This window comes from Pseudomonas fluorescens group sp. PF-1 (genome assembly GCF_054481335.1).
On sequence record NZ_JBTMNG010000001.1, the window covers coordinates 2,940,902 to 2,957,188 of the forward strand.

Annotated in this window: 13 protein-coding genes; 2 read left to right on the top strand and 11 right to left on the bottom strand. The window is 60.8% G+C overall.

The window, feature by feature from the left end; all coding sequences use genetic code 11:
- Positions 1 to 92: 92 nt before the first annotated feature.
- Both ACX3YD_RS14175 and ACX3YD_RS14180 read left to right on the top strand, forming a co-directional pair.
- Positions 93 to 974 carry a DUF2092 domain-containing protein gene (locus ACX3YD_RS14175; protein WP_458960310.1) on the top strand — a complete coding sequence of 294 codons (882 nt, stop codon included), beginning with the start codon at positions 93 to 95 and terminating at the stop codon, positions 972 to 974.
- 16 nt (positions 975 to 990) lie between these two features.
- On the top strand, positions 991 to 1,836 hold the full coding sequence (locus tag ACX3YD_RS14180; protein WP_458960311.1) for a hypothetical protein: 846 nt from the start codon (positions 991 to 993) through the stop codon (positions 1,834 to 1,836).
- A 722-nt stretch (positions 1,837 to 2,558) separates the two neighbouring features.
- On the opposite strand, the gene ACX3YD_RS14185 is transcribed toward ACX3YD_RS14180, so the two are convergent.
- From ACX3YD_RS14185 to ACX3YD_RS14235, 11 genes are all read right to left on the bottom strand, one after another.
- Positions 2,559 to 3,314, bottom strand: a complete 756-nt coding sequence (locus ACX3YD_RS14185; RefSeq protein WP_458960312.1) for an ABC transporter ATP-binding protein — start codon at positions 3,312 to 3,314, stop codon at positions 2,559 to 2,561.
- Complete coding sequence (locus tag ACX3YD_RS14190) at positions 3,308 to 4,369, bottom strand: FecCD family ABC transporter permease (RefSeq protein ID WP_458960313.1); 1,062 nt, start codon at positions 4,367 to 4,369, stop codon at positions 3,308 to 3,310. The genes ACX3YD_RS14185 and ACX3YD_RS14190 overlap by 7 nt, the downstream gene beginning before the upstream one ends.
- Positions 4,366 to 5,547, bottom strand: a complete 1,182-nt coding sequence (locus ACX3YD_RS14195) for an ABC transporter substrate-binding protein (protein ID WP_458960314.1) — start codon at positions 5,545 to 5,547, stop codon at positions 4,366 to 4,368. The genes ACX3YD_RS14190 and ACX3YD_RS14195 overlap by 4 nt, the downstream gene beginning before the upstream one ends.
- Before the next feature lie 61 nt (positions 5,548 to 5,608).
- Complete coding sequence (locus ACX3YD_RS14200; protein WP_458960315.1) at positions 5,609 to 8,023, bottom strand: TonB-dependent siderophore receptor; 2,415 nt, start codon at positions 8,021 to 8,023, stop codon at positions 5,609 to 5,611.
- A gap of 99 nt (positions 8,024 to 8,122) precedes the next feature.
- Positions 8,123 to 9,100: a FecR domain-containing protein gene (locus ACX3YD_RS14205; protein ID WP_458960316.1), complete on the bottom strand. Its 978-nt coding sequence runs from the start codon at positions 9,098 to 9,100 to the stop codon at positions 8,123 to 8,125.
- A complete protein-coding gene (locus ACX3YD_RS14210; RefSeq protein WP_103404640.1) occupies positions 9,101 to 9,616 on the bottom strand; it encodes a sigma-70 family RNA polymerase sigma factor in 516 nt (171 codons plus the stop codon).
- A gap of 83 nt (positions 9,617 to 9,699) precedes the next feature.
- A complete protein-coding gene (locus tag ACX3YD_RS14215; RefSeq protein ID WP_458960317.1) occupies positions 9,700 to 10,884 on the bottom strand; it encodes an aminotransferase class V-fold PLP-dependent enzyme in 1,185 nt (394 codons plus the stop codon).
- Between the two features lie 16 nt (positions 10,885 to 10,900).
- Positions 10,901 to 12,145 (bottom strand): MFS transporter, encoded by a 1,245-nt coding sequence (locus tag ACX3YD_RS14220; RefSeq protein ID WP_458960318.1) that lies wholly within the window; start codon positions 12,143 to 12,145, stop codon positions 10,901 to 10,903.
- 13 nt (positions 12,146 to 12,158) lie between these two features.
- Entirely contained in the window at positions 12,159 to 14,009 is a 1,851-nt protein-coding gene (locus tag ACX3YD_RS14225; protein WP_458960319.1) for an IucA/IucC family protein, read from the bottom strand.
- Between the two features lie 37 nt (positions 14,010 to 14,046).
- Positions 14,047 to 15,207: an NAD/NADP octopine/nopaline dehydrogenase family protein gene (locus ACX3YD_RS14230; protein ID WP_458960320.1), complete on the bottom strand. Its 1,161-nt coding sequence runs from the start codon at positions 15,205 to 15,207 to the stop codon at positions 14,047 to 14,049.
- A gap of 28 nt (positions 15,208 to 15,235) precedes the next feature.
- On the bottom strand, positions 15,236 to 16,279 hold the full coding sequence (locus tag ACX3YD_RS14235) for a PLP-dependent cysteine synthase family protein (RefSeq protein WP_458960321.1): 1,044 nt from the start codon (positions 16,277 to 16,279) through the stop codon (positions 15,236 to 15,238).
- Between the last annotated feature and the right edge of the window lie 8 nt (positions 16,280 to 16,287).

Sequence of the window (16,287 nt, forward strand, 5' to 3'; positions counted from 1 at the left end):
CAAAACTGAGCTTTGCTGAAATGACCGCGTAGGCATCAGCAGCAAACCGGCGCATTTCGGATGTTGCGAAACGGTCGATTGCAGGTTGGCTGGTGTATCGCGACTGTTCGTCAACTCGAATCGTCCCAGCTCTACGTCTGCGCGGAGAACAAACGATGCGAAGTCTTCATCAGCATGTCCGGTTGTTCTCGCTCGGTTTAGTCTTGGGACTGTTCGCTATACCACTGCACGCTGCACAACCCCCTGCTGTCGATCCCCCGCCGGCGCAGTTGGAGCCCAAGGCCCTGGAGATACTCAAGGCCATGAGCGCAAGGTTGGCGTCCACCCAGGGCATGAGTTTCAAAGCGGTGACAACCTATGAAAAGCCCAGCCGGCTGGGGCCTCCCTTGGCCTATGGCACGGTGGACCTGGTCAATCTGCAACGACCGGATCGCCTTCGCGTGATGAGTTCGGGCGACGGCCCGGTTACCGAGTTCTACTACGACGGCAAAAAAGCCTATGCCTTCGAGCGCAAAGACAACCTCTTGGCTCAAGCGGATGCGCCACCGACCATCGATGCAACCCTGGAGGCCGCGTACCAGCGTGCCGCGATCTATTTTCCCTTTACTGACGTGATCGTCGCTGATCCGTACAAGGATTTGTCACGGGACATGCGAGTAGCGTTTTACATCGGCCAGAGCACAGTGGTCGGGGATACCACCACTGATGTGCTCGCTTACACCAGTGAGAGTGTGTTCGTTCAGGCGTGGATCGGCGTACAGGACAAGCTTCCACGTCGGTTGCGCGCCGTGTTTCTGGATGATCCGACACGATCCCGGCATCAGGTCGATTTCAGTGACTGGAAACTTGAATCAGCGATGTCTGCGGAATTTTTCAAACCTGACCATATCGAAACGGCGCATCGGATTCAGTTTTCCCCGCCGCCCGATCTTCGCGCACCGCAAGGGGTAAAAGAGCCGGTGTCGAAACCCTGAACAAGGAGACTGAAACATGAACAGATCTACCTTGAAATTCGCCGGCCTGATTGTCGCAGTACTCTCCTGTAACGAAGCGGGAGCCTGGTCTCACGCATCCGGTTTTGGGCGCACCTCGGGAGGGGGCGGCTCATGGAGCCATTCGGGCGAATACGGCTCGGCGTCGGGCGGTGGAGGCAGTTGGAGTGGCGAAAGCAATCGTGGCGGCTCGGCGTCGGGCGGCAGCGGTAGCTGGAGCGGATCAGGCTATCGCGGTGGGTCGGCGTCGGGTGGCGAAGGCAGTTGGAACGCCAGGGATGAAAATGGCGGGACTGCCTCCGGTGGCGGAGGGAGCTGGCACGGTACGGGCGCCGAGGGTGGAACGGCTTCGGGTGGTGAAGGTGCATGGCATGCCCAGGGTGAATATGGTGCGACGGCCAGCGGCTATCACGCGGACGGTTATGGCACGACCGCTTACCGTCCGCCTGTCTCCGGTGCGAATGGGTATCACCCCGTTCCTTATGGCACGGCCTACTATCATCCGCCCACCACTGTCATTGCCAACAGCGGTTGCTATAACTGCGGTTATAACGAGGGAGTCAACCCGGCAGCCGCGGCTGCGGCAGGCGTGGTGGCGGGAGCGGCTGTCGCGACGGTGGCAAACCAGAATGCCAACAACAATGCCTACGGAGCAGGGTATAACGCGGGCATGGTCGCTTCCGCGCCGCCGACAATGCCCATAGGCGCAACCTTTGCCAGCCTACCTTCCGGATGTGGGTTGAGAACCGTTGCGCAAGGCACATTTTACCAGTGCGGCAATTCATGGGTGCGTCCTGCTTACGGTGCCAATGGCGTGTTCTACACCGTGGTGCCGATGCCTTGATCTACCTCAGGTGAAGGTACCCGCCAGAAAAATTTTGCCGATCAAACAGGCTAGTGCGTTGACGAAATTCAACAATCGCTCGCGCACCCGACACCGCTGGTCAGTTGTCCGAAACGCTTGCCATCTGTCACATCACTAAAAGTGACAAGCTTTCGGGATTTTCAGCCATGTCTCCAACAGGGCTGGACGTAGAGGATGATGAAATACTTCGCCCTCTAACGGTCGAGGCAATTTCGCTGCTAGGCCTATGTGTGATTGATTGCGCTTGTGCCGATGACGCTCTCCCCATGCTGGAAGACTCAATTTCAATTGCGCTAGTCATTACTGACATCTATTTGCCGGACAAGACGAATGTGCTGCCTGACTCGACCTGGCCGAATGCGCATTGCGGCACCTGGAGTTGATTGCGCAATGTATTTCGGTGGTGGTGTTTTCTTGCGTTCGCGATGGTGGTTGCCCTATTCCCTCACGCCCTGGGGCGGCGTCCGAATGGACGGCGCCAGGCGCTCAGCGGGATTGAAAAAGCAAAGCCCCGGCGGTTCGCAATCGCCGGGGCTTCTATTTTCCCCCACATCCCTTAATGCATGGAGAACGTGGGCGCGATGGTATCAACGCCAGCGCAATGAATCACTCCGACTAACGACTACCCGTGTCATCTATCCAGCCCGACGCGTGCGGTTTTTTTGCCTGACGTAAAGTCATGACTGGCCGCACATCCGACGTTAAACGATGTCGTCGATCAGTATGTGATGCAGTCCGCGACTGCACTGCTCTATTCGCGCTTCGACCTTGTAAACATTGCGCAACATTTGCTCGGTAATCACCTCGAAGCTAGGGCCGCTGCCTTGCGCGGTGCCCTCAGCGATGACCAGCACCTGATCAGCAAACCGCAGTGCCTGATTCAAATCGTGGATGGCGATGAACACGATCACCTCGCGTTGGCGGGCCAGTGTGCGCATGAAGTTAAGCACCTGCACCTGGCGATGCATGTCCAGGGCGCTGGTCGGCTCGTCCATCAGCAGGATTTCCGGCTCGCGCACCAGGGTTTGCGCGATGGACACCAACTGCTGCTGCCCGCCACTGAGTTCACCGAGGTTGCGAAAGGACAATCCGGTGATGCCCAACGCCGCGAGAATCTCATCGACCCGTTTCAACTCATCATCGTGTACGACCCAGCCCGGCGTCAGTTGCTTGCGCGCCAGCAGCACCGACTCATACACCGTCAACCGCGCACTGGCGTTCAGGCCCTGCGGCATGTAGCTGATGCCTGTCGGACCTTTTTTGGAGTCCTGCAAAATCACCTGTCCGGGGCCGTCGATCAGTCCGGCGATGCGTTTGAACAGCGTCGATTTGCCAGCGGCGTTGGGACCGACCACGGCGACCACCTGACCGCCGGAAAATACGGTAGACGACACATCGCTAATGATCTCGCGCTGCCCATAGCGGGCACCGAGATTGTCCAGCTGCAGCTTCACCATGCGTTTTTCTTCCCGCCGAGAATCAGAGATATGAAGAACGGTACGCCGATCAGCGACGTGACCACGCCGATGGGGAATATCGCGCCGGGGATCAGGGTTTTGCTGACCACCGAGCTGGCCGAGAGGATCAATGATCCGGTCAGCAACGAGGCGGGCAGGAAGAAACGCTGGTCCTCACCGATCAGCATGCGGGCGATGTGCGGGCCGACCAGTCCGATAAAACCGATGGTGCCGACGAACGCCACGGGAAACGAGGCCAGCAGGCTGACCATGATCAGTGTCTGAAAACGCAGCCTGCGCACGTTGATGCCGAAACTGGCAGCCTTGTCGTCGCCCAGGCGCAGGGCGGTCAAAGCCCAGGCGCGTTTGGCGAAGATCGGCAGGGTGATGAGGATCACCAGACAGATCACCCCGAGTTTTGGCCAGGTGGCTTTGGTCAGGCTGCCCATGGTCCAGAACACCACGGCGGCGACCGCTTGCTCGGTGGCGAAGAACTGCACCAGTGCCAACAACGCGTTAAAGGTGAACACCAGTGCAATGCCGAGCAGCACAATGGTTTCGGCGGTGACGCCGCGACGCATGCTCAGGAAATGGATCAACAGCGCCGAGAGCATGGCCATGATGAACGCATTGAGCGGCACCATGAATTGCGCCGCCAGCGGGAACAGCGCGACACCGAACGCCAGTCCCAACGCGGCGCCGAAACCGGCGGCTGCGGAAATGCCCAGGGTGAACGGGCTGGCCAGCGGGTTATTGAGGATGGTCTGCATCTGTGCGCCGGCCAGTGACAGCGCCGCCCCGACGGCGACAGCCATCAGCGCCACCGGTAGACGAATGTCCCACATCACCACGCGAACCTGCGGCGATGCGCTGTCCGGCGAAAACAACGCGCCGAGGACTTCGCTGAAGCTGTAGCTCGCCGGCCCCAGCGCCAGGTCGAGCAGCACACTGCATGACAACAGGGCCACCAGCCCTGCAAGGATCAAGCGCTTGCGCAATACCAGACGGCGATAGGTCTCGCGCTGTACGACCACGGCGTCAGTCAACGAACTCATGGTTTGACCTCCGGTTGCGGCAAGCTGACAAAGTAGCCGGGCTCATAGGGCACGGGCAGGAAGCGTTCATGCAGTTCGCGAAATGACGCCTCCGGATCGAGATCGGCAAACAGTTCGGGATGGAACCATTTCGCCAGTTGCTGGATGGCCACGAACTGATAGGGGCTGTTGTAGAACTGATGCCAGATGGCGTGAAACGCCTGGTTGTCCTGAGCCTTGATGCCGGCGTAGGCCGGACGCTGTGTGTACCAGGCGAGTTTTTTCCGTGCCAGTGTCATGTCTGCGCCAGGACCGACGCCGACCCAATGGCCGCCGGGGGCAAAGGCTTCCCAGTTGGCGGTGGTGATCACCACATGGGCCGGGTTGGCGAAAATGACTTGCTCGGGATTCAACTGGCCGAACGTGGTGGGAATGATGCGCCGGGCGATGTTGTTGCCACCGGCCATCTCGACGAACAGACCGAAGTTCTCGTTGCCGAAACTCAGGCAGCAATCATCGGTGTAGCCAGCGATTCGCTCGATGAACACGCTGGGACGCGGCGGATGATTTTTCTCGATGACGTCGGTGACGCGGTGAATCTGCCGGTTGCGGAAATCGATGAAGGCTTCGGCGCGCTGTTCCTTGCCGAACAGTTGACCGAACAGGCGCATGGTCGGCTCGGTGTTCTGCATCGGGTTGTTACGGAAGTCGACGTACACCACCGGAATGCCCAGCGCGTCGAGCTTTTCGATGTAGCGTGCATCTTCAGTGGCGTGCTGTGCCTCGATGTTGAGGATGATCACGTCCGGTCGCTGGGAAATGGCCTGCTCGATGTCGAAGGTGCCGTCTTCAAAACCGCCGAAGGTGGGGATTTTGGCGATGCCGGGAAATGTGCGCAGGTACGCGTTGTAGGTGTCCGGATCAGACTGGATCAGGTCCTTGCGCCAGCCGACGATGCGCTCGATCGGGTTTTGCACATCGAGGGCGGCGACCAGATACAACTGTCGACCTTCGCCAAGGATGACGCGCCTGACCGGCAGGTGAACCTTGACCTTGCGCCCCAGCAGATCGGTCACCTCGGTGCGCGCTGTGTCCGCCTCGGCGGCATGCGCAGGGCGCGGTACCCAGGAAATCAGCCCCAGAAGGCCTGCCAGTAGCAATGCAACCCATGCATAGCTGCGTCTATCGAAAATCACCATGGTCAAAGCCTTTGCAAAGTCAGGTCGGTCAACGGTTCACACCGTCAGCCGGCTGAACGTTTCAGAAATCGACAGTTGCCGACAGTAATAAAGTGCGCGGTGAACCTTGGGAGAACGCGCCGTAGGAGGCCACGCCCGACCAGTACGCCTGGTCGAACACGTTCTGCACGGTGGCGCGAAACGTGGTCGGTCGCTCATCGATGAGCGTGGTGTAGCGCGCGCCGACGTCGAAGCGGGTCCAGTCATCCAGTTTCTGGGTGTTGGCCTGGTTGACGTACTGGCTACCGGTATGGATCGCGCCAGCGGTCAGCGTCAGTCCCTCCAGCCACGAGGCATCCCGTTCGGCCCACAGGTTGGCTTGCACTTCGGGTACGCCAACCGGTTTATTGCCACGGTTGCCAGCCACCGAGGTTTTGCTCAGTTGCGCATCGAGCAGGGTCACGCCACCGAGCAGTCGCGTGCCTGGAGCGACTTCGCCGAATACATTCAGTTCCAGGCCGCGATTGCGCTGTTGGCCCTGCACCGCAAACACCCCGGAGGCCAGTTCCCCGCTGGGTTTGGTGATCTGGAACAGGGAAAGGGTGGAGGTGAAGGTGCCGTAGTCGGCCTTGACGCCGAGTTCGTGCTGACGGGAAACGTAAGGGGCAAAGATCTCGCCGGCGTTCGAGGCGGTGGACGGCGCAATGTCGCCCTTGCTCAGGCCTTCGATGTAGTTGTAGTAGAACGAAACGTGATCCCAGGGCTTGATGACCACGCCGTACAGCGGCGTGGTCCGGCCATCATCGTAGGACGTGGTGACCACCCCGGTGGCGTTGTAGTTGTCGGATTGGATGTTCTGCCGGCGTACGCCGACGGTTAGCTGCACCCGGTCATCCAGTACCGACAGCGTGTCCGCCAGCGCCACGCCGGTCAGTTCGCTTTCGGATACTTTCGGCGTGTCCGGCTTGGGGAGGTACGGCTTTGGCCGATCCACCGGGTGATAGATGTTCGACAGGATCGGCGCGCCGGAAATGATCCCGCGCGACAGCACATCGCGATAACGGCTGACTTGCAGGGCGGTGCGATGACTGACCGGCCCGGTGTCGAAACGCAGGCGTGCACCGGCGTCGAGGGTGTATCGCTCGACTTCGAACTTGTAATAGCCCGGAATCGAAGACGTATCGCCGACGGCATTCATGAGGGTCGGCGTCTGGTCGGACATCCGCGCGACATCCGACTGGCCACCGCCGGCATGGGCGAAAACAGTCAGTGCGTCGCTCAGGTCGTATTCGCCACTGAGCAGGGCGGATTTGTCCCGGGTGCGCGACCAGCCCCATGCCTGGCTCACATTGATACGGCCATTGGCCGCCGAGGGAATGTCCACGCCCGAGGCGATCAGGAAGGGGCGCGAAGCAGCGTCAAAACGTTCTTCCTGATTGAGCCAGTCGAAGCTGGTACGCAGGCGTTCGCCTTGATAGTCAAGGGACAGGGCACCGATATCGACATGCCGCGATTGATCGTCGATCGCGGTGTTGCCCAGTTGGGTGCTGCCATTGAGGCGCAGGCCGAAGCGACGTTCTTCACCGAAGCGTCGACTCACGTCGAGGTGCCCGCCAAGCTGCGAGTCCATGGCGTAGCTGGCGGTGAAACGGGTCAGGTCTTCATCGAGGGAGCGCTTGGGCACCACGTTGATGACACCGCCGACTGCGCTGTTGGGCGACATGCCATAGAGCAGCGCACCGGGGCCTTTGACCAGTTCGACACGCTCGGCGTACTCGGTGAACACCCGGTAGTTGGGCGCGACACCGTAGACGCCGTCGAACGCCAATTCACCGAGGTTGCCTTCACCGACGGGAAAACCACGGATGAAAAACGAGTCGACGATGCCCCCGGCCTGCCCCGTGGAACGCACTGAAGAGTCGCGCTCCAATACATCGCCGACAGTGACGGCCTGTTGATCCTTGATCAGTGCCGAGGTGTAGGTGCTGATGCTGAACGGAGCATCCATCACGTCGGTATTGCCGAGAATACCCAGACGGGCACCGCCGGCCACCTGGCCACCGACATACACCTGCGGCAGGGCATCGGCGCGTTGGTCGGTACCGATGACTGCCGTCTCATCCAGCGTCACCCGGCGCTGTACCAGCGTGTAGCTGCCATCGCTGAGCAAGACCATGTCCAGGCCACTGCCGTCCAGCAAGCGAGTGACGGCTTCTTGCGCGGTGAAATGGCCGATCAGTGCAGGGCTGGTCAGGCCTTCGGTCAGGGAAGGCTGAAACGACAGCGCAATACCGGCCTCGACGGCAACGCTGGAAAGGGTGGCGCCCAGCGGCCCGGAGGCAATGTCGTAGGCACGGACCGCGACAGAGTCCAGTTGGACAGGCACGACGGCCAAGGCAAACGGGCAAACGACACCGATCAGGACAAGGCTGAGCAACGCACTGCGAATCACTGGTTTGAACTGACGATCCGGGCGCAGGAGGCGTGCAGCAGGCATGAATGGATGGACCTATAAACAGGACGGTAAAGTGTTTCTCCCCCATAGCCAGTCGAGATCAAAAAAAGTATCACCGGTGCGGCAATATTTTTCGGCGACTCAAGTGGGGGAAAGCATGACCCAGAAGCCATTCAAATGGCCGCTGACATGGATCGGGTAGGTGTGCGCCAACATGTTCAAGGTGCGCTGGGTGTCGCTGATGGGGTAGGCACCGGAAATGCGCAGATCGGCAATGGCCGGGTCGAGGCGCACAACACCACGGTGATAGCGCGTCAACTCGTCGACGAAGTCAGCCAGGCGCATCTTGTCCGCCATCAACATGCCTTGCGTCCAGTCGACGGCGGAGCGGCCGGCGACGCTAACCTGGCCGAAGGTGCTGGAAGAAAAGTCGGTGCGTTGCCCGGCACCGATGATCAGCGGTGCTCCCTTGCGATCATCTGCCAGCTCTACCTTTACAGCGCCTTCCAGGACGGCAAGGCGAGTGCGTGATTGCAGTTCGCGAACGGTGAAGCGCGTGCCCAACGCTTGCAGGCGGCCCTGGCGGGTGCTGACCAGGAACGGCCGGGGCGACGGTGAATTGTCCGGCGCGGTCTGCACCAGTATTTCGCCTTCGCGCAGGTGCAGGTGGCGTTGGTTGGTGTCGAACAGCACGTCGATGGCGGTGTCGGTGTTAAGGGTGATTTTCGAACCGTCGGCCAGGGTCAGTTCGCGTCGCTGGCCGACAGCCGTGCGATAGTCGGCCGACCATTGTCGGGACTCTGCCAGCTTCCAGCTGGCCCAGCCAACCGGCAGGATCGCCAGGATCATGGCCAGTTTGCCCAACGCCGCACGGCGTTCCGGGCTGCTTGGGCGATCAAGCGCCGACATCGCCAGAGACGGTGGCAGTCCACCGAGTTTGCCCTGCAACAACTGCGCCCGCGCCCAGGCCCGGCCGCGCTCGGGGGTGCTGGCTTTCCAGCAGTCCCATTCGGCGCGTTCAGGGTCACTCAGTTCGCCTTCACTCAAGCGGATCAGCCAGTCGGCCGCTTCTTCAAGGGCCTGTCGATCGGGGGGCGGGGCGTTGCGGTGGGTGAGCATTCATTCCACCAGCAACAGGCATTGCACGAAGGCTTGCTTCATGTAGCGTTTGACGGTGATCAGCGAGACGCCCAGTTGCGTGGCAATGTCGTCATATTTCAGGCCGCTGATCTGCGAGAGCAGGAACGCACGTTTGACCAGTGGCGGCAGCGCGTCGAGCATCGCGTCGATTTCGTGCAGGGTCTCCAGGACCATGAAGCGCAACTCCGGCGAAGGCACTTCTGGCGCAGGCAAATGGGAGAGGGCATCCAGGTAGGCGCGTTCCAGGGCCTTGCGTTGATACCAGTTGACCAGAATGCCCTTGGCCACGCAGCTCAGGTAGGCGCGGGGCTGTTCGATGACGGTGACCTGGGAGGCGAGGATACGGGTGAAGGTGTCCTGCGCGAGATCCGCCGCATCCATGGCGTTACCCAGTTTTTTTCTCAGCGTCGCGTACAGCCAGCCGTGATGGCCGCTGTACAGGGCTTCGATCGCGCGCAGGTGATGGTTGTTATTCGCGGGAAGGGTTTCGCTCATGGCTGCAGCTTTATGCAATTGAGAAGTATTCCCAATTCTAGTTTGCAACCCGGCTGCGACGCAAGCGCCGATTGGTATCCCCGTCAGGCGCCCGGCAGACAGCTCAGTGCGGCGATCATCGTGTCGATTTCCGCTTCGGTGTTGTAGGCATGAAGCGAAGCGCGACTGACCTCCAGCAAGTCCCTGTGCTGCATATCGATCAAGGTCGAACGGAAGGTCGAGGTTGACACGTTGATGCGCTTGTCCTGTGCCGCCAGCCACTGTTGAACCTGCGCCGCGCTGCTGCCCTGATGAGTGAATGTCACGATGCCTGATGTGAGGCTGCCGACGTCGCGCGGTGTGACGCCCGGGATATCCGCCAGGCGCTGACGCAGGTAGGCGGCCAAATGTTGAATTCGCAACCACATGGGGTCCACGCCCTGGGCCAGTGCGTATTGCACCGCCGCACCCAGGCCCAGTTTGGCGGCGACGTTGCACTCCCAGTTCTCGAATCGGCGGGCATCGGCGCGGATTTCGAAGGTATCGGATGTCTGCAGCGATGCGGCGTGCAGGTCGAGAAAGACCGGTTCGAGGTTCTGACACAAGGACCTTTCGACGTACAGGAATCCCATGCCCCGCGGTCCGCGCAGGTACTTGCGGCTGGTAGCCGCGAGCATGTGGCAACCGATTTTCTGCACATCGATCGGCATCTGTCCGACCCCCTGGCAGGCATCCAGCAGAAACAGTACGCCGGCAGCGCGGGCCAGGGCGCCAATCTGTTCGACCGGTTGCACGGGACCGCCGTTGGTGGCGATCACCGGCAAGGCGATCAACGCGACGCGTTCGTCCTCGAGCATTTTTTTCAGTGCCGGCAATGACACCTGACCATGCTCATCGTTGGCAATGACGCGGATTTCAATGCCGCGCTGCTGCTTCAGTTGCAGGTAAGGAATGTAGTTGCCGGCATATTCGGTGGTCGAGGTCAGCACCACATCGCCCGCTTGCAGCGGCAACGAATAAAAGGCCATGTCCCAGGCGCGGGTCGCGTTCTCGATCACGGCGATTTCGTCCGGCTGAGCGTTGATCAGCCGGGCAATGGCGCCATACACGTTTTCCAGCTCGGCCGAACATTGCGCGGCCGCTTCATACCCGCCAAGGCGTGCTTCGAGCTGGAGGTGGCGGGTCACGGTGTCGATCACCGGCGTCGGCATCAGCGCCGCGCCGGCATTGTTAAAGTGGATCAGTTGCGCGACAGCGGGCGTATCGGCGCGCAGTTGTTCAATGTTCAAAGCACGAACTCCTTGATCAATCCCCCGGCGGGGCATGGCTCGGTTGCATGACCGCCGGCCAGTAGCGCAGCGCGACAATCGGGATCAGCGCCACCCCATAGGCCAGACAAACGAACAGGTAGGTGTATTGCAGACCGTAAACCTGACTGAGCAAGCCCCCGGCTGAAATCCCCGCGATGGAGGCAAATTGCGCCGTGCCCTGGGCAATCCCCAGCACGTGACCCTGTTGCGAGCTGTCGGCGGTTTTTGAGATCAGCGCCATCAGCACCGGCGTGGTCGCACCGAGCAGCACGCCCCAGATGAAGTAGGCGACAACAAACACCAGCGGATTACGCGTGATGCCCGCCACAGCGGTGATAGCGATGCAGCCAAGCACAACGTAAGTCATGCGTTGCAGGGTGTCCTGCTGGCCACGGTGTTCGAAATAGCGCGACCAGGCCGTGGCCGAGAGAATGAAGCCCAGCGCCAGCAAGCCGTAGCACAGGCCGACCACCGAGTGGCTGACCTCGAACACCGAGCTGACATACAGCGAGAAGGCGGTCTGCGGCAGCATCCGCGCCAGCAGCAGAATGCCCATCACACCGAGTAACGACAGCAGTGGCGAGCCTTGCCACACACTGCCTGAACGGCCGGTGGGAGTTGCCTTGTCGGCGGTCGGGGCTTTCTTCACCGGCGGCACGTCCGGCAAGGTTACGGCGGCGATCACGGTGCACACCGCACACAGTGCCGAGGCGATGATGTTGATCCAGAAGAACGTCGCGTAGTCGAGGATCAATCCGCCGACCACGGCGCCGAGCAACGAACCGACATTGGTCGAGATCTGCAGGATGGCGAACAGCCGCGCCCGCCGCGAAGGGGCCTCGATGCTGACGCCATAAGCTTGTGCCGGGGCGATGTAGCCGGCGAACGCGCCTTGCAAAAAACGCAGGATCAGAATGACCCAAATGTCGCTGAACAGCGCCAGCCCCAGTTGGGTCAACGACAAACCGGCGAGGGCGCGGATCATCATCAACTTGTGACCGTAGCGATCGCCGATGCGGCCCCAGAATGCGCTGGTCAGAATAATGCCCAGCATCGGCCCGACGTACACGGCGATGCTGGCGAAGCTGAAAACCGACTCCGAAGTGGTCAGCCCACGCAGGTGGACAGGCCAGAACGGCCCGCTCATTTCCATCGCACCCATCGATACCAATTGGATCGCAAATAGAAGATAAATCAGGATTCGTACTCTTGAACCCTGGATGACACCTGCATGGGACATGAGTCAGCCTCGGTTAAACGCTAGCGAGCGGGTTGGTCAGGGTGTGTTGCAAACGATAGTTGCTGTATTGCATCAAGTGCATGCGCAGCAACGACCGGGTTGGCCATGGGTCTTCGACGAACGCCTTGTGTTCGACCTCCCACAATGCCGGCGACACACGGTGGCGCACAGCCTCGAAGGCCAGATCGGTTTCTTCGCGCAACACCTCCCACAGCCGTGTGTTGTTCAGCCCGTATTCCTTGGTCAGCCACAGCGCCATCTCGTGCAGATGCGTGAGGAACGCCGCGTCGAGCACGAACATGCGCACCGGCTCGATATCCCCAGCGAACACCGTCGGCAGAATACCCGGCTGTACGTGGGGCTGCAGGTGGTAGCCACGCGCTTCCAATAATGGAGCGTACGTGCGGCCATCGCCGAAATCGCGGATCAGGAGACTACGTGCTTTGCCGTCGGGGGAGAACAGCACCATGGTGTTTTGCTGATGCGCTTCAAGGCCGATGCCATACATCAGATAGATCGCCACCACCGGTTGGGTCACCACGTTGGCGTACTCGCGGAACCAGTGTTCAACCTGGATGGGGCTCGCCCGCACGCCGTCGCGCTCGATCAGATCGGTGAACAGCGGCCGACCACTGCCGGGCAAGCGGGTGAACAGTGACGCCACGGTAATCGGCAGCCAATCGTCGGTGCGCTCGAACGCTGGCTGGCTGGCGCGATAGACCACGGACAGATGACGGCCGGGATGATCGTCCTGAGTGATCGCGTTCCTGTAGCGCACGCCGATTTCTTCCGGGAAGATTTCCAGACGCTGATCGAAGCCGTTTTCCGCCTCAAGAATCCTGGTGATCACCGTGCTGATGCGCGGCCCCATGTGAATCGATTTGGCTTGCAGGCTGCGCAGCTCGCTGGTCATCCACACGGCGATCGGCAGCTTGATCAGCGGCGCGCAGTTGTCCAGCACCGGCATCATCGTGCGATAGGACATGGTCGGCAGGGTGGCGATATCGGGGCCGTCGGTGATCAGAATCCCCGCTTCGATTTCCGCCGCGAACGTCTTCAGGACATAGGCCTGCAAGTGCCAGGCGTGTATCGGCAACGGCAGCCACTGGCGTTCGTCCAGCCCTTTGCTGTTGAGCGAGGCTTTCCATTGTTCCCATTGCGCCGGGAAATGGCTGGCGAACCAGTCGTGGTAACTGGTCACGTGCGGCATGCTCTCGCTTTTCGCGTTGTCGGCGCGCAACGAGGCGATACGCAACGGCACCTGGGCGTTGAACTCGGGGGACAGTTGCTCGACTTCGGCGTCGGTCAGGCCCGGGCGCGATTTCCAGGTCGGGTAGTACGGATGACCTTCCAGCGAACCCCACTGGTCGAGCAGGATCGCAGCGTCCTTGGTGTTGGCCTGCTGGCGCAGGTAGTCGGTGAAACTGGCGAGGCCCTGATCCCTGGCGGCCTGCTGCAACCGGGCGTTCCATTGCTGGCGATGCTGACGGGCGTGCGCGTCATTGGTCAGGCTGTTTTCCATGTCGGCCTTCACTCCGGCCACGCCTTCGTCGGTGGGTTCGAAGTCGAAACTGTCGCGCAGTACATCAAGCATGTCCTGATGGCGGGTGATGACCTGGCGTACGCCGTCGTCGGTGACCAGCACCACATCACCGTCGTTGACCACGGTGTCGGCCGGACCGTGGGCGATGTCGGAAAAGGCCAGGTGAGCGCGGCCGCCCTTGAGTGGGTAAGTGGCCTGGTGGCCCTCGTCGGAAAAGCTCAGGGCCGAACGGTCGAGGATATTTTCGGCAAAAAGGCAGCGAATCAAGCGTCGCATCGCGTTTTTGCGGGAGTAGGCGATCAGTGTCTTGAAGTCATCCATATCAGCGGTCTGCTCGTCGAAAAATTGAATGAATGGATCAGGCGGCGGCGGTTGCCGGGCGTGGCCAATGGCTGGGGAAGTAGTCGAGTGCCGAGTCGCGCAGGCCCTGCATGTAGCCAACGCTCCAGTGCAAGACTTCTTCGATGTAAGGCACCTTGAGGTCGAAGCGCCTGGCCATTTCCACCAACAGCACCAGGCCGTAGGCGACGTCTTCGTTGAAGGCCCGGCTCTCGCGTTCGATCACGTAGCCGGCGCGGTTGTCGGCGGCTGGCACCATCGGCGCAAGGATGTCGTTGTAGGCCTGATTGGTGCGCAGGATTGCCAGCATGCTGCTCTGGTCGCGGATTTGCCCGCCGTAGGCGTCGACGATTTCCTGTTTCAGGGATTTGACCGAGGACAGGTCGATGCCCAGACGCTGACTGATGACCGCGCACAACGCCTGGCTTTCCTGATCCATGCGTTCGAGGAAGTAGGCGCCCAGTTCCGGGCACTCGGTCCACCAGCACATGGGTTGCGGGAAAATCTTGCGGTGCCACTGGCCGTAGGGGCCGATCAGTCCGTAGATCACCGAGCTGTGCATGATCGGGTTGCCCGGGGTCAGGGTGATCTCCAGGTAGTGTTCCAGCATCGTCACGCAAGGGCCGTACAGCCGGGTGAGCATTTCCTGCAGCTGTCGGCGCGATGCCTGCGACTCCCTGGCATGGGCCGCCACATACAGCTGGCTTTTGCCGCCGCCCATTTTGATCGAGCGCCCCGGCGCCAGTTCGAACGCGGTATGCGGGACATCCTTCATGCCCCAGATCACCAGGTTCGGACGGTCGGGCAGGGTGGCTTCGGCCAGCCAGTCGAAACCGCAGAAACCGGGAATCGCACCGATGTATACCGGTTTGCTTGCACTCAGATGCGGCGCGATGGCTTGCAAGGTTTGCGGTCGGGCATGGGCAGGCACGGTGATGATGACGATGTCGGCATCCTCGACGGCTGTCCTGGCATCGGTGGTCACGCGATCCAGTCGGGCCTCCAGTGTCGAACCGTCGGGCAACAGCGCCCGCATCGGCGTCTGGCGGGCGTGCCGTTCGATGATCTCCAGATTGCCGGTGAGTATCGAAACCTGAACATTGGGCAGTTGTTTGAACAGGATGGCGTTGAGATGGCCGGTCCTGCCGCCACCACAGATGGCGACTTTCAACACATTCATCGAGCGGTGCTCCTGTGTGATGGGTGAGTCATGCGACGCTCAATTGCAGCGGTGCGGAGAAGGATTCCAGCCATTGGGTCTTGCCCAGCCAGGCATCCAGTTGCGGCGCAATGCCTGGATCGAGCAGATCGCGTTCTTGCAGCCATTTCTCGTCGAACACCGTGTGCAGGTATTTCTCGCCGCCGTCGGCGATTGGCACCACCACGTTGCCGGTCAGCACGCCTTTGTGGATCAGTTCCAGCGCCTTGAAGATCGCACCGCCGGTTGAGCCACCCACCAACAGGGCGAGGTTGCGCGCGATATAGCGGGCGGTTTCGAAGGCCTGGGAGTCGGTGACTTGCACACCCAGGTCGATGCAGCTGTAGTCGAGCACCAGGCCGACGGTGTCGCCGGCCGGCGTGCCGGTGCCTGATTGGTAGTAGGGATAGCCGGGATGGCCGAACACGATGGAGCCGGCCGGTTCCACCGCCACGGTGATGGTGTCCGGGTTATGCAGTTTCAGGCCGCGAGCGATGCCGGTCATCGAGCCGCCGGTGCCGACGCAGCCGACATAGGCGCCAATCACGCCTTCAACCTGGGCGATGGTTTCGCGAACGAAATCACTATAGCCACCCGCATTGGCCGCGTTATCGGACTGATTCATGAACACGGCACCGGGAATTTCACTGGCCAGTTCGGCGGCGAGTCGTTGCCGCTCGACCACCGCGACTTCATCTTCCCGATAGGTGCCTTTGACGAAACGAATGTCCGCACCCAGTGCCTTCATCACGGCGATCTTGTCTTGTGCGGCGTGGTGATCGACCACGGCGATGAAGTGCAAACCAAACTCCACCGCTGCCATGGCCAGCCCAATCCCGGTGTTGCCGGAGGATGACTCGACGACCACGCCGCCGGGTTTCAGGCGACCGGACTTGAGCGCCGCCAACACCATATTGCGTGCCATGCGATCTTTGATGCTGCCGCCGGGGTTGTTCTTTTCAATCTTCAACAACAAACGTGCATGGGTATCGGGAACTTCAATGCCCAACATCGGTGTGTTACCAATAAGATCCGAAGTTTTATTCAATATCATTTCAACTG

Coding starts and splice junctions, on each gene's coding strand:
- ACX3YD_RS14180 (WP_458960311.1), top strand. CDS start 991: ATGAACAGATCTACCTTGAAATTCGCCGGCCTGATTGTCGCAGTACTC.
- ACX3YD_RS14185 (WP_458960312.1), bottom strand. CDS start 3,314: ATGGTGAAGCTGCAGCTGGACAATCTCGGTGCCCGCTATGGGCAGCGC.
- ACX3YD_RS14190 (WP_458960313.1), bottom strand. CDS start 4,369: ATGAGTTCGTTGACTGACGCCGTGGTCGTACAGCGCGAGACCTATCGC.
- ACX3YD_RS14195 (WP_458960314.1), bottom strand. CDS start 5,547: ATGGTGATTTTCGATAGACGCAGCTATGCATGGGTTGCATTGCTACTG.
- ACX3YD_RS14200 (WP_458960315.1), bottom strand. CDS start 8,023: ATGCCTGCTGCACGCCTCCTGCGCCCGGATCGTCAGTTCAAACCAGTG.
- ACX3YD_RS14205 (WP_458960316.1), bottom strand. CDS start 9,100: ATGCTCACCCACCGCAACGCCCCGCCCCCCGATCGACAGGCCCTTGAA.
- ACX3YD_RS14210 (WP_103404640.1), bottom strand. CDS start 9,616: ATGAGCGAAACCCTTCCCGCGAATAACAACCATCACCTGCGCGCGATC.
- ACX3YD_RS14220 (WP_458960318.1), bottom strand. CDS start 12,145: ATGTCCCATGCAGGTGTCATCCAGGGTTCAAGAGTACGAATCCTGATT.
- ACX3YD_RS14225 (WP_458960319.1), bottom strand. CDS start 14,009: ATGGATGACTTCAAGACACTGATCGCCTACTCCCGCAAAAACGCGATG.
- ACX3YD_RS14230 (WP_458960320.1), bottom strand. CDS start 15,207: ATGAATGTGTTGAAAGTCGCCATCTGTGGTGGCGGCAGGACCGGCCAT.
- ACX3YD_RS14235 (WP_458960321.1), bottom strand. CDS start 16,279: ATGATATTGAATAAAACTTCGGATCTTATTGGTAACACACCGATGTTG.